12 protein-coding genes are annotated in these 12,788 nt (G+C 68.9%); 8 read left to right on the top strand and 4 right to left on the bottom strand.

Annotation, left to right across the window (positions count from 1 at the left end; genetic code table 11):
- Window positions 1-23 precede the first annotated feature (23 nt).
- The 8 genes from G567_RS0101880 to G567_RS0101845 all read left to right on the top strand — a co-directional run bounded on the left by G567_RS0101880 (window position 24) and on the right by G567_RS0101845 (window position 8,310).
- Window positions 24-1,445 carry a CoA transferase gene (locus G567_RS0101880; protein WP_051232050.1) on the top strand — a complete coding sequence of 474 codons (1,422 nt, stop codon included), beginning with the start codon at window positions 24-26 and terminating at the stop codon, window positions 1,443-1,445.
- 26 nt (window positions 1,446-1,471) lie between these two features.
- Complete coding sequence (ccrA, locus tag G567_RS0101875; RefSeq protein ID WP_245585495.1) at window positions 1,472-2,761, top strand: crotonyl-CoA carboxylase/reductase; 1,290 nt, start codon at window positions 1,472-1,474, stop codon at window positions 2,759-2,761.
- Window positions 2,758-4,356 carry an FAD-binding protein gene (locus tag G567_RS0101870; RefSeq protein WP_028928624.1) on the top strand — a complete coding sequence of 533 codons (1,599 nt, stop codon included), beginning with the start codon at window positions 2,758-2,760 and terminating at the stop codon, window positions 4,354-4,356. The genes ccrA and G567_RS0101870 overlap by 4 nt, the downstream gene beginning before the upstream one ends.
- A 17-nt stretch (window positions 4,357-4,373) precedes the next feature.
- Complete coding sequence (locus tag G567_RS31680) at window positions 4,374-4,784, top strand: nuclear transport factor 2 family protein (RefSeq protein WP_028928623.1); 411 nt, start codon at window positions 4,374-4,376, stop codon at window positions 4,782-4,784.
- A gap of 92 nt (window positions 4,785-4,876) precedes the next feature.
- The gene (locus tag G567_RS0101860) at window positions 4,877-5,788 is read left to right on the top strand and encodes an SDR family NAD(P)-dependent oxidoreductase (protein WP_028928622.1); all 912 of its coding nucleotides are present in this window, start codon (window positions 4,877-4,879) and stop codon (window positions 5,786-5,788) included.
- 16 nt (window positions 5,789-5,804) lie between these two features.
- The gene (locus G567_RS0101855) at window positions 5,805-6,680 is read left to right on the top strand and encodes an amidohydrolase family protein (RefSeq protein WP_028928621.1); all 876 of its coding nucleotides are present in this window, start codon (window positions 5,805-5,807) and stop codon (window positions 6,678-6,680) included.
- 12 nt (window positions 6,681-6,692) lie between these two features.
- On the top strand, window positions 6,693-7,151 hold the full coding sequence (locus G567_RS0101850; protein ID WP_028928620.1) for a MaoC family dehydratase: 459 nt from the start codon (window positions 6,693-6,695) through the stop codon (window positions 7,149-7,151).
- A gap of 4 nt (window positions 7,152-7,155) precedes the next feature.
- Complete coding sequence (locus G567_RS0101845) at window positions 7,156-8,310, top strand: acyl-CoA dehydrogenase family protein (protein WP_028928619.1); 1,155 nt, start codon at window positions 7,156-7,158, stop codon at window positions 8,308-8,310.
- 521 nt (window positions 8,311-8,831) lie between these two features.
- Here the strand turns inward: G567_RS0101845 and G567_RS0101840 are convergent.
- Genes G567_RS0101840 through G567_RS0101825 form a run of 4 tightly spaced genes read right to left on the bottom strand, consistent with a single transcriptional unit; the run spans window position 8,832 to window position 12,734 of the window.
- Entirely contained in the window at window positions 8,832-9,692 is an 861-nt protein-coding gene (locus tag G567_RS0101840) for a dioxygenase family protein (protein ID WP_028928618.1), read from the bottom strand.
- The gene (locus G567_RS0101835; RefSeq protein WP_037055484.1) at window positions 9,693-10,724 is read right to left on the bottom strand and encodes a 5-methyltetrahydropteroyltriglutamate--homocysteine methyltransferase; all 1,032 of its coding nucleotides are present in this window, start codon (window positions 10,722-10,724) and stop codon (window positions 9,693-9,695) included.
- A complete protein-coding gene (locus tag G567_RS0101830; protein ID WP_028928616.1) occupies window positions 10,724-11,542 on the bottom strand; it encodes a citryl-CoA lyase in 819 nt (272 codons plus the stop codon). The genes G567_RS0101835 and G567_RS0101830 overlap by 1 nt, the downstream gene beginning before the upstream one ends.
- Window positions 11,535-12,734, bottom strand: coding sequence for a CaiB/BaiF CoA transferase family protein (locus G567_RS0101825; protein WP_028928615.1), 1,200 nt, complete (start codon window positions 12,732-12,734; stop codon window positions 11,535-11,537). Before G567_RS0101825 ends, G567_RS0101830 begins: the two co-directional genes overlap by 8 nt.
- Between the last annotated feature and the right edge of the window lie 54 nt (window positions 12,735-12,788).

Below are 12,788 nucleotides of genomic sequence, written 5' to 3'. Positions count from 1 at the left end.
TTTGGCGAAACGAGAGGAACCCGATGACGGCACTTGCCGAGGGCAGGCTTGCTCCGACCCCCACCGCAGATCAGGTGCTCGCCGATCTGCTCGCATCCCTGGATCTGTCCGTGGCCGACTTGGGCGGGACAGTGACGATCAAGGGCGACGATCCGCTTGTCAGCTCGCGTCACCGCCTGGCGGCGGCCACCGCGGCCGCCCTGGCTGCCCAGGGTGTGGCGGTCGGTGCCATCTGGCGGATGCGGTCGGGCCGAGGCCAAGACGTCACAGTGGACGCGGCGCAGGCCGTGCACGCGCTGAACTCGGTCAAGCTGCTGAAGCAGAACGATGTGGCGATCGGGCTCAGCCTGCTGCCGCCAGAGCCGATCAACGGCTTCTACCGGACGGCTGACGGGCGGTGGATCTCACTGATCGGCCCACGGCTGAGATTGCGCAACGGTCTGCTCGAGTTGCTCGACTGCGCGAATACCAAGGACGCGGTGGCGGCCGCCGTCTCCCGATGGCGGGCCTTCGAGCTCGAGGAGGCAGCCGCAGCTCGCGGCCTGGTCGCGCTCGTCGTCCGCACCAGCGATGAATGGCGCGGACATCCCCAGGGACAGGCTCTCGACGCGGCTCCTCTGATCGAGATCGAGAAGATCGGCGACAGCGACCCCGAACCGCTCGGTCCCGGTGCGCGGCCGCTGTCCGGAGTCCGGGTTCTGGATGTCGCACACCTGCTCGCCGGCCCCGGAACCAGCCGCACCCTGGCCGAGCAGGGCGCCGACGTGCTGCGAATCGCGACTCCCCGGGAGCCGGACGTCCTGACCAACGTCATTGACACCGGGTTCGGCAAGCGCCACGCCTACCTCGACCTCGACGTCCCCGACAACAGCCGCCGTCTCACCGAGCTGGCGACCGACAGCGACGTCTTCGTCCAGTCGTATGCACCCGGAGCCCTTGCCCGGCGCGGTTTCTCGGCCGACCAGGTCGCAGCGAAACGACCCGGGATCATCTACGTCTCGCTCAACGCGTTCGGGCACAGTGGACCGTGGGCGCTGCGGCGTGGTTTCGACCCAGAGACCCAGGCCGCGATCGGCATCGCGGCGGCCGAAGGATCGCTGGACGAGCCGAAGCGGCTGCCCACATTGCTGCTGTGCGACTTCCTCGCCGGGTTCCTGGGGGCGGCCGGCGCTCTCGCTGCGCTCATCCGGCGCTCCCGCGAAGGCGGCAGCTACCACGTGAAGCTCTCCCTGGCACGTACCGGAATGTGGGTGCAGAACCTCGGTCTCCTGCCAGACGTCCCGGAGGGGCTCGTTCTGCCCCCGCCGCGGACGGCCGCGATGGACACGCCCTACGGCCGCCTCGAGCACCTTGCGCCGGTGACGCAGTTCTCCGAAACCCTCGCCTACTGGGACAAGCCCACGGTCCCCGCCGGTGCGTCCATGCCCCTCTGGCTACCGCGTTGACCACGGACCACATCGAAAGGAATGCAGTGTCCATCTCAGACGAGGCACGAGTCGACGTCACGACACCCGGGCTGGAAAGCGTGCCTGTGGGCGAGCTGCCTCCGGTCGGCACCGTGCCGCGGAACATGTACGCCCAGGTGGTCCGGCAGTCCCGGTTCGGCGACCCGGCGACCGCGTTCCAGGTCGAGAAGATCGCTACGCCGAGGATCGGTCCGGGTGAGGTGCTGGTGGCCGTGATGGCCGCCGGAGTGAACTACAACAACGTCTGGGCCGCGCGCGGCTATCCCGTCGACGTCATCGCCCAGCGCATGCGCGCCGGGGGCGCGGAGGACTTTCACATCGGCGGCAGCGATGCCTCCGGCATCGTCTACGCCGTCGGCGACGGCGTAGACGACGTCGAGATCGGCCAGCACGTCGTCGTCCACCCCGGGTACTGGGAGCCGGACGACCCGTGGATCGCCAAGGGCAAGGACCCGATGCTCGCGCCGTCAGCTCGGATCTGGGGCTACGACGCCGAGATCAACTTCGGGTCGTTCGCTCAGTTCTGCCGAGTTCAGCGCCACCAGCTGCTACCCAAGGCCGAACACCTGACCTGGGAGGAGGCAGCCGCACCGACGCTGGTCGGCACCACCGCCTATCGAATGCTGCACGGCTGGGCGGGCAACGAGGTCCGCGACGGCGACGTCGTTCTGGTCTGGGGAGGATCGGGCGGCCTGGGGACTCAGGCGGCCCAGCTGGCCGCCGCGGCCGGCGCCCGGGTGGTCGCCGTGGTCTCCGACGAACGCCGCGGTGAGTACGCCGTGAAGTACGGGGCAATCGGGTGGATCAACCGCCACGACTTCGGCCACTGGGGCCTCCCGCCGAAGATCAGCGACAAGGCCGGCCAGGAGGCCTGGTCGGCAAGCGCACGCGCATTCGGCAAACGGATCTGGGAGATCGTGGGTGAGCGGCGCGACCCGGCGATCGTGTTCGAGCATCCCGGCGAGAGCACGGTTCCGACAAGCATCTTCGTCTGCGAACCCGGCGGCATGGTGGTGATCTGCGCGGGCACCACCGGGTACGAGGCCATGGTCGACCTGCGCTACCACTGGACCCGGCAGAAGCGGCTACAGGGAAGCCACGGCACCAACGACGAGCAGGCCCGAGCCTACAACGATCTCGTGCTCGCCGGACGGATCGACCCGTGCCTTGGCCGCGCGATCCGTTTCGAGGAGCTGCCCGCCGCGCACGCCGCGATGGGACGAGGAGAGGACGTGTTCGGCAACATCGTCGCCTTGATCGGCGCGGGCGTACTCGGAGGAGGTCGGGTGTCGTGATCTCATGGGACGCCGAGTTCGACTTCGTCACGATCGGCGGGGGTATCGGCGGGCTGGCATCGGCGATCGTCGCACACGAGGCGGGCCTGACGGTCCTCGTGCTGGAGAAGAGCGACCAGGTCGGTGGGGTCGCCGCGCTGTCGCTCGGGCAGGTCTGGGTGGCCGGCAACGATTGTGAAGCCGAGCTCGGGATCGCAGATTCGCCCCGACGGGGACAGGACTACATGATGTGGGTCGGCGGCGGATTCAGCATGCCCGACCACGCCCGGACCTACTGCGAGCGCGCACCCGGAGTCGTGCGGTTCTTCCGGGATCGTGCCGGTATCCGCTGGCGTCTCTGGCGGGGGCAGCCCGACTACTACTACCCCGAGGCGCCCGGCTCGATGGCAGAGGGCCGCTGTCTCGAAGTCGAGCCATATCCAGGTCGGTGCCTGGGTCAGTGGGCGGCAAGCACCCGCGACTCGAACAGGATGCGGCTCACCAACGAGGAGAAGCGTGGCAGCGTTCCCGCGGGGGTCGCCGAGCGACGAGAGGCGGACGACATTCGGACGCTGGGCGGCGGGCTGGCCGGTTACCTGGTCGGCGGCGCGCTCTCCCGCGGGATCCAGATGTGGACCGAGGCCGCGACCACCGAGCTCGTTCGCGAGCATGGTCGCGCGGTCGGTCTGCGGGTGCGGGTCGGAGGGAAGCAGGTCAAGGTCCGCGCCCGATGCGGGATCCTCCTCGCCACCAGCGGTTACGACTGGAATGCGGATCTGGCCAGCAGCTTCGACGCGCGACCTGGCGGGGCCAGCCTGACCATGCCAGAGGTGACAGGTGATCACCTGCGTCTGGCCGGGATGCTCGGTGCGAAACCGGTGTTCTCCGCCGCCAGGCCGCAATGGGTGGATCATCGGTTCCGGGTGGGGACAACCCTGCCCCGCCTCAAGACCGAGCTGCCCCACGCGATCATGGTCAACCGGCACGGCCGGCGGTTCTGCGACGAGTCGTTCGGTCCGTCCTACACCGCAGCACTATCCAATGTCGACGTCGACCAGCCATGCCTGGCCAATCAGCCGTTCTGGGGCGTCTTCGACGACCACTACCGGCGCCACTACGGCGTGGGGCCGTGGGGTCCGGCCGACGAGCTTCCCGCCGAGGTGGTGAGCGCATCGACACCGGAGGGCCTCGCGGAGAAGGCCGGCTTCGATCCTGAGGGATTTGCCGATGAACTGGCAGTGTTCAACCCGGCAGCCTCCGAGGGCAGGGACGACCGGTTCAGGCGCGGCAGCCGCCCAGTTGCGGTAGGCAAGGGCGATGGCACCGCGCCGCACCCCCTGCTCGGCCCGATCGACACCGCCCCGTACTACGCGGTCGAACTGCGGTCAGTAAGCATCGGCATTCCCAACGTCGGCCTGGCCGCTGATCTCAACGGCCGAGTGCTGGACTGGTCGAACAAACCGATACCCGGGCTGTATGTGACCGGAAACTCGATGGCACTACACGAAATGGGTACCGGATATCAGAGCGGCTACGCAAATATGCGCGCGATGATATTCGGCTCGCTGGCCGCGTGTGACGCAGCCGGTGTCGATCCGGAAACTCTCGGACTCTAGCGAAAGGATAGCGGGCCGTGTCAGATCACCAGGCCATCAGCGCGGAGGATCGGCAACTAATCATCGAACTGCTGGCCAGGTACAGCTGGGCTTTCGACGCCGGTGACGCCGACGGGGTCGCGACTCTGTTCACCGAGAACGGTGTGTTCCACGGGTCGTCAGGCCCGATCGAGGGCCGTTCCGCCCTGCGCGAATTCGTCAAGCGGGCCAAGGCAAATGCGGCCGAGTGCAGCATGCAGCACTGGGTGGGCAACACCGTACTCACCCGTACCGAGGGCAACGCGGTGCGGGCCCGCTCCTACCTGACCGTGGTCCTCGTCGGCGAGCACGCCGAGGTACGGGCGGCGGGCGAATACGACGATCTACTGGTCAAGGAATCAGGAGAGTGGCGGTTCACCTCGAGGCGATACCTCAAGTGGCCGGGGTGACACGAGAATCATCGGAAGTCCCAGACATCAGTCACTCGCATTGTCGGTAAATCGGCGTGCGCATCAGAAACAGCAGTACTGAAGGAGCGTGCATGGATCTGCAGGGGAAGGTCGCCGTAGTCACCGGTAGCGGCCGAGGACTCGGTCGTGGTTACGCGGAGGCACTCGCCGCCTCGGGTGCCGCGGTAGTGGTCAACGATATCGACGCCGAGTCGGCCGGTCAGGTCGTCAAGGAGATCACCGGAGCAGGAGGCCGCGCCGTCGGCGTCGTCGCTCCTGTGGGCACCGCCGAAGTGGCGGAGCAGCTTGTGGCGACCGCTGTCGAGGAGTTCGGCCGGCTCGATGTGATGGTGACCAATGCCGGCATCCTCCGCGACCGGGTTCTCTGGAAGATGAGCGACGAGGACTTCGATGCGGTGATCGACGTCCACCTGCGCGGGACGTTCACCTGCGCGCGTGCTGCAGCGCTGCGGATGCGGGAGCAGGGTACCGGCGGCAGGCTGATCCTTGTCTCATCGCCTGCCGGGCAGCGCGGCAACTTCGGGCAGACCAACTATTCGGCGGCCAAGGCAGGCATCGTGGCGATGGCCCGGACCTGGGCCATGGAGCTGGCGAAGGCAGGAATCACGGTGAATGCCGTGGTCCCGGTCGCGGCGACCGAGATGACCAAGACTATTCCCGCGCTGGCCCCGGTCATCGAGGAGTCCGAGCGCACCGGACGGCCGTTCCCGGACTGGTTGCGCAAGGACGAGGGTATGGGCACCGTCGAGGACGTCGCCCCGCTGGTTGTCTTCCTCGCCTCAGACCGGTCGAGCGGGATCACGGGCCAAGCAATCGGCCTCGGGGGCGACAAGCTTGCCCTGTGGTCGCATCCGCAGGAGAAGTCGGTCAGCTTCTCCGACGGTGGATGGACGGCGACGGCCATCGCGGAGTCATGGACGACCGGCGTCGGCGCGCAGCCCGAAACCTACGGTATGCCTGTTCCACAGGCCCCTGGGGCCTGACATGCCCGATCCTGTGATGAACGTCGATGAGTTGGTCGCCCTCGACATGCATACGCATGCCGAGGTGTCGCGGGACGGCCACGCCTCTCTGAGCCCCGATCTCCTCGGTGCCTCCGCCGAGTACTTCAAGGCCCAGGGCCACCGGCAGCCGTCCGTCACCGAGATGGCCGGCTATTACCGCCATCGGAAAATGGCAGCCGTCGTCTTCACCGTGGACGCCGAACATGCGACCGGACATCCGCGGATCGCGAACGAAGAAGTCGCCGAGAGCTGTGCCGAACACGCCGACGTGCTGATTCCCTTCGCGAGTGTTGATCCGTGGAAGGGTCGCAGCGGTGCGCGTGAGGCGCGGCGACTGGTCGAGGAGTACGGCGTCCGCGGGTTCAAGTTCCACCCCAGCGTGCAAGGCTTCGCGCCCAATGACACCATGGCCTATCCGCTGTACGAGGCGATCGAGGAACTCGGCGTCCCTGCTTTGTTCCACACCGGGCAGACCGGAATCGGTGCTGGCGTGCCCGGAGGGGGCGGCATCCGCCTCAAACACTCCAACCCCATGCTGGTTGACGATGTGGCAGTGGACTTCCCCGAGATGAGGATCATTCTTGCCCACCCGTCGTTCCCCTGGCAGGACGAGGCACTCGCGGTCGCGACGCACAAGCCGTTCGTCTACATCGACCTCTCCGGCTGGTCACCGAAGTACTTTCCACCGCAACTAGTGCAGTATGCAAACACCTTGCTCAAGGACAAGGTGCTGTTCGGCTCCGACTATCCCGTCATCACCCCGGACCGCTGGTTGTCCGATTTCGACAAGCTCGAGATCAAACCCGAGGTCCGCCCGAAGATTCTCAAGGACAACGCCGTGCGGCTGCTCGGCCTCGCCGGCAACAAGTAGGAGGACTAAGCCATGACCACCACCGTGAACGGACTCGACGAGATCAAGGAACTGTCCGGCAAGGATCTCGGGCAGACCGATTGGCGAGAGATCACCCAGGACCGCGTCAACACGTTTGCTGATGCCACGGACGATCACCAGTGGATCCATGTCGACGAGGCGCGCGCGAAGGACGGGCCGTTCGGCGGCACTATCGCGCACGGCTACCTGACGCTGTCGCTGCTCATCCCTCTCTTCGGTGAGCTCCTGGACGTTCGAGGCGTGACGATGAGCCTCAACTACGGGCTCGAGAAGGTGCGTTTCCCGAGTCCGGTTCGGGTCGGCGACAAGATCCGATTGATTGGGAAGGTCGAGTCGGTGAGCGAGGTCGCCGGAAACGGGGTCCAGATGGTGCTCGACTTCACCATCGAGATCGAGGGTTCCGACAAGCCGGCGTGCGTCGCGCGAGCGGTCTACCGCCACTACGCCTGACCCGATGCGTCGCGACTTCTACCAGGCCGATCACGAGGCATTCCGCTCCGCTGTCCGATCGTTCGTCCAGCGCGAGGTCGAGCCGCGTCATCTCGAGTGGGACGATGCGGGTCACATGGACCCCGGCCTCTGGGTCACCGCCGGAAAGCAAGGGCTGCTCGGGCTTGCCGTCCCAGAGGAGTACGGCGGGGGCGGGGTAGCGGACTACCGCTACCGCTGCGTTATCAGCGAGGAGTTGGCGAGGGTCGGGGCTGCCTCGGTCAACTCTCACATGAGCCTCTACGACGACCTCGTCCTGCCGTACCTGCTCGACCTCGGCACCCCGGAGCAGAAGCAGCGGTGGCTGCCTGCGCTGTGCAGCGGCCGAGCAACCCCGGCATTGGCGATCACTGAACCTGGGGCTGGCAGCGACCTGCGTGGCATCAGTACCAGAGCCCGCCGGAGCGGGGACGGCTGGGTGCTCAACGGCGGCAAGACGTTCATCACCAACGGTGGCCACGCGGACGTACTCATCGTCGTCGCCCGCACCCATCCGGATGGCGGCGCCGACGGCTTCACCCTCTTCCTCGTCGAGAAGGACGCCCCGGGGTTCACCGCGGGGCGAAGCCTGGACAAGCTCGGGCAGCGCGGGGAGAACGTCGCCGAACTGTTCTTCGACGATGTGCACGTGCCGGTCGAGGCGGTGCTCGGGACCGAAGGACAGGCGATGAGGCACCTGCGCGATCACCTTCCGACCGAGCGAACGTCGATCGCGGTGTACGCGCTCGCCTCCGCCGAGGCGGCGTTCGAGTGGACCCTCGCACACGTCAGGGATCGCTCCGTTTTCGGCAAGGCTGTCGCCGAGTTTCAGCACACCCGATTCGAACTCGCCGAGATGCGAACAGAACTCGATATCACCCGAGCATTCATGGCGGACGCGGTACTGGCGTTGAACGACATGCGGCTGACGCCCACAGACGCCGCCAAGGCGAAGTGGTGGGCCACCGAGCTGCAACAACGGGTCATCTCACGCTGCCTGCAATTGCATGGCGGCTACGGCTACATACGTGAGTACCCCATCGCCCGAGCGTTCGTCGACGCACGGGTCCAGACGATCTACGGCGGTACCACTGAGATCATGAAGGACCTGATCGGCCGGGATCTCGTCCGTCGACGGTGAGCATCGGCCGGTCACGTCCGAGGACGCACGGTCGAAGGGCGCCGCCGACGGGACCAAGGTCCCGGCCCAGCTGAGCGACTGGTCCCGCATGGAGGGTCCGGTGGCCGCTGGTCACCACGTGTGTCGTCGCGCAGGCTGAGGGTCACCGCCGCCAGATCCGAGGGAGACGACGACATGAAGCCGGTGAGCACGAGGCCCGCGCATCGCACGGGTGCCGATCGCGCCCGATGGGCACAGTACCTCGCCGACGTCGTCTGCGAGCTCACCGAGCGGCGCCTCCCGGTGGACGCCGCCGTCCTGCACGGCTCGCCCCACCCCGCCGGAACCGTCGTCTTCGCCGTCACGATCGACTCGTCGACCCGGCGCGGGCAGCCGTTGTCCGCGCACTGGGACCTCGACGACGGCTGGACGCTGGCCACCGGCCGTCCCGACGATCCCGCCGATCGGCACCACGCCCGGCTCCGGGGCCGCAGCACCCCGGGCGAGGTGGCCGAGTTCGTCGCACGCAGAGCGGGGGCCTCTCACGGTCGTGGCTGCAGCACGAAGTCGTATCGCGTCTCGGCCCATGCCCGGTCGGAGGTGCCGCCGTCGGGTGTGGGCCCCGGCTCGCGCGGCTCGAACGCGACGATCAGCTCCCGCTTGGTGCCGAACACGACGTCGCTGTCGAGGTAGTCCGCCCCCTCCTGGAACAGATGCGTGACCAGCGGCTCGTAGCCGGGCACGTCGATCAGGAAATGCACGTGCGCCGGACGGGAGTGGCTGATCGCGGTGCGCCCGATGAGATCGCCGACGGGACCGTCCATCGGGATCGAGTAGCCCCTCGGCGTGATCGTGCGGATGCAGTAGCTGCCGTCCTCGCGGATGGTGTACTTCGCCCGCAGCCGCGCCTCGTCGACGTCGAGCTGGGCCTCGTAGACGCCCTCGGCGTCGGCCTGCCACACGTCGAGCACCGCCCCGCCGACCGGTTTGCCGCCGAGATCGCGCACCGTGCCGTGGATGTAGAGCGGGGTGCCGGGAAGGCCCTCGGACATGTCGGCACCGAACCCCAGCTGGGGGGATCCCTCGATGTGGAACGGCCCGAGCACCGTCGCCGGCGTCGCGGCCGGGTCGAGGCGGTGGTTCATCTGCACGACGAGCATCGACAGCCCCAGCACGTCGGAGGCGAGAATGAACTCCTCGCGCTTGTCGTCGCTGGTCTGCCCGGCCCGGTTGAGCCATTGGATCGCGGCCATCCACTCGGTTTCGGTGAGCCGCACCTCACGGGCGAACTCGTGCAGGTGCCGTACCAGCGCGGCCATGATCTCGGCGAGCCGGGGGTCGTGGGCGCTCGCCCACCGCTGCGCGGCCAGCCCGGTGATGTTCTCCTCCGTGATCGGCTGCATCTACTCCTCCTCGCGCTCCGCGCGCAGCAGCGCGGCCGCGCCCGCCATCGCGCGCATCTTGCCCTCCGCGGCCTCCCGCGGCAGATACTTCATCCCGCAGTCGGGAGCGATCACGAGCCGCTCCGGCGGCAGGTACGGATACGCCCGGCGCACCCGGTCGGCGACGACCCCGGCGGGCTCCACCTCGGGCGTGGACAGGTCGATCACCCCGAGGATCACGGTCTTGTCGGCGAGGTCGGCCAGCACCCCGAGGTCGAGCCCGGACTGGGCGGTCTCGATCGAGACCTGCCGCACCGGGCAGCCCGCGAGCTCGGGCAGGAACGAGTAGCCCTCCGGGCGCTCGTGGATGATCGCGGCGTAGCCGAAGCAGAGGTGCACCGCGGTCGTTCCCGTGAGCCCGTCGAGCGCGGCGCCCAGCGCGGCGAGCCCGTAGCCGCGGGCCGCGTCGGGACGGGCCTGCAGATACGGCTCGTCGATCTGGACGACGTCGGCGCCCGCGGCGAACAGGTCGCGGATCTCGGCGTTGACCGCCGCCGCGTAGTCCATCGCCGCCGACTCGAGGTCGGGGTAGTGGTCGTTCTGCGCCTGCTGGCTCATCGTGAACGGACCGGGCACGGTCATCTTCACCGGACGCTCGGTGTGTGCGCGCAGGAACCGCAGGTCGCGCACCTGCACGGGGTGCGGGCGGCGGATCTCCCCGACGATGCGCGGCACCGGGTTGGGGTGGCCGGACCGGTCGAGCGCGGTGCCGGGGTTGTCGGGGTCGACGCCCTCGAGCACGGTGGCGAAATGGTTGGAGTAGCTCTCCCGGCGGATCTCGCCGTCGGTGAGGATGTCCAGCCCGGCGCGTTCCTGGGCGCGGATCGCCAGTTCGGTGGCGTCGTCCTGGGCCTGTGCCAGCAGCCCCGGCTCGATCCGCCACAGCTCCTCCGCCCGCACCCGCGGCGGGAACCGCCCGGCCAGCCTCGCGCGGTCGATCAGCCATTCGGGCTGGGGATAGCTGCCGACCAGGGACGCGGGCAGGACGGGCATCACGACTCCGGCTTCCACGGTTCCGGCGGCAGCGAACGGCTGTTGCGATCGACCGACAGGAAGATCTCGTTCGCGACGGGACGGCGCAGCTCCTCGGCAAGCTGCCCGATCAGCCCCGCCGTGCGGGCCAGCAGCGCGAACCCGCGCAGCAGCGGCAGCGGCAGCCCGAGATCGGCCAGCGCCGCCCCGCACACCCCGGCCCCGTTGAGCGGCAACGTCTTTCCGAGCACCTGCGGGTGCACCCGGCCGATCGCGGCGAACAGCTGCAGATGCGGCCCGAACCAGCCCTCCTCGCGCGCGATCCGCATCAGCCGCGGGGTGCGCGGGTCGCCGTCCTTGTGCACGTGATGCCCCAGGCCCGGCACGAACCGCCCCGCCGCCCGCTGCCGGCGCACCGTCGCCAGCGCGAGGGCGTCCCAGCCGGCCGTGTCGTCGGGGTCGGCCGGCAGCTCGTCCGCCGAGGCGAGCACGTCGTGGAGGAAGTTGCCCGTGTCCTCGGTGACGCCGAGGAACCGCGAACCCCCGCCGAGCAGACCCGCCGCGAGAGCGCCCTGGATCGAGTCCGGCGCCGACAGATACGTCAGCCGGGTGACGATCGCGGTCGGGGTGAAGCCGTGGTCGGCCAGCGCGGCGAGCACCGCCTCGAACACCCGGACCTGACCCTTCGTCGGGCGCTGCTGGGTGGCCAGCCAGAACGCGAGCTCGCCGAACCCCACCTCACCCATGACGTCGCGGGCCAGGTCGTGGCCGAGCAGCGTGATCGTGTCCGGGGTGGACGCGCCCAGCGCCGTCGGATACTTCCGGCTCGGCTCAGCCACGGGGCCCCTCCTGCGGCTCCGGTCGCGGTGCGGCCAGCCATGTGCGCAGCTCTGCGCCGTACTCGTCCAGCTCCGGGGGTGGCAGCTCGTAGCGCGCGGGCGTCGCGGAGAGCGTGATCGGGTGCCGCGCCATCGGCAGCGCCCGCTCCCCGGGCCCGACCTGCACGACCGGCTCCAGCTCGAACTGCTCGGCCATGGCGAAGCCGCCTTCGATGGTGTTGATCGGCCCGCACGGCACCCCGGCGTCGACCAGCAGCTCGAACCATTCCGTCGCACCGCGGGTCGCGAGCCGCTCGACGAGGATCGGTCGCAGCTGGTCGCGGTTGGCGGTGCGGTCGCGGTTGCGGGCGAACCGCGGGTCGTCGGCCACCTCCGGGACGCCGAGCACCTCGCACAGCCTCCGGAACTGCCGGTCGTTGGCGGCGGCAATGATGATCTCGCGGTCGGCGGCCGGCAGCGGCTCGTAGGGGAAGACGCTGGGGTGTGCGTTGCCCATCCGGTAGGGCACCACTCCCCCGGCCACATACGCCGAGCTGTGGTTCACCAGGCCCGACAGCGCCGAGGCCAGCAGGTTCACCTCGACCTCCTGGCCCTGTCCCGTCGCGTCCCGGTGCCGCAGCGCCGCGAGGATCCCGATCACGGCGTGGTTGCCTGCCATCACGTCGAACACCGAGATGCCCGAGCGGTACGGCGGGCCCTCCGGGTCCCCGGTGAGACTCATCAGCCCGGAGATCGCCTGCACCATGAGGTCGTAGCCGGGCACCTTCGCGCCGGCCCGCGGACCGAACCCGCTGATCGAGGCGTAGACGATCCCGGGGTTGCCCGCCCGCACCGCCGCGTAGTCGAGGCCGTAGCGCGCCAGCCCGCCCGGCTTGAAGTTCTGGATCATCACATCGGCCCGGCGGGCGAGCTCGCGGGCGAGTTCGGCGTCGGCCGGGTCGCGCAGGTCCAGGGCCACCGAGCGCTTGCCGCGGTTGATCGCCAGGTAGTACGTCGAGACGTCGCCGCGCGTCGGCGGCGTCCACGTGCGGGTCTCGTCGCCGTCCGGCGACTCGACCTTCACCACCTCCGCCCCCAGGTCCGCCAGCAGCATCGTCGCGTACGGCCCGGCCAGCACCCGGGAGAAGTCGGCGACCAAGAGGCCGGCGAGCGGTGCGGTCGCGGCGCGGGTCTCCCCCGTGGCATCTGGCATCAGTTGACCCTCCGCCGCTGATCGGACACCTGTCCGATTCGGCGATCGTGCCAC

Source organism: Pseudonocardia asaccharolytica DSM 44247 = NBRC 16224 (genome assembly GCF_000423625.1).
GTDB lineage: Bacteria > Actinomycetota > Actinomycetes > Mycobacteriales > Pseudonocardiaceae > Pseudonocardia > Pseudonocardia asaccharolytica.
Note: the sequence above shows the minus strand (reverse complement) of the source record. Positions and strands in the feature narration are given on the sequence as shown.

Excerpts from the sequence above, each read along its gene's own strand:
- G567_RS0101840 (WP_028928618.1), bottom strand. The coding sequence starts at position 9,692 with ATGCAGCCGATCACGGAGGAGAACATCACCGGGCTGGCCGCGCAGCGG.
- G567_RS0101855 (WP_028928621.1), top strand. The coding sequence starts at position 5,805 with ATGAACGTCGATGAGTTGGTCGCCCTCGACATGCATACGCATGCCGAG.
- G567_RS0101825 (WP_028928615.1), bottom strand. The coding sequence starts at position 12,734 with ATGCCAGATGCCACGGGGGAGACCCGCGCCGCGACCGCACCGCTCGCC.
- G567_RS0101860 (WP_028928622.1), top strand. The coding sequence starts at position 4,877 with ATGGATCTGCAGGGGAAGGTCGCCGTAGTCACCGGTAGCGGCCGAGGA.
- G567_RS0101880 (WP_051232050.1), top strand. The coding sequence starts at position 24 with ATGACGGCACTTGCCGAGGGCAGGCTTGCTCCGACCCCCACCGCAGAT.
- G567_RS0101850 (WP_028928620.1), top strand. The coding sequence starts at position 6,693 with ATGACCACCACCGTGAACGGACTCGACGAGATCAAGGAACTGTCCGGC.
- G567_RS0101845 (WP_028928619.1), top strand. The coding sequence starts at position 7,156 with ATGCGTCGCGACTTCTACCAGGCCGATCACGAGGCATTCCGCTCCGCT.
- G567_RS0101835 (WP_037055484.1), bottom strand. The coding sequence starts at position 10,724 with ATGCCCGTCCTGCCCGCGTCCCTGGTCGGCAGCTATCCCCAGCCCGAA.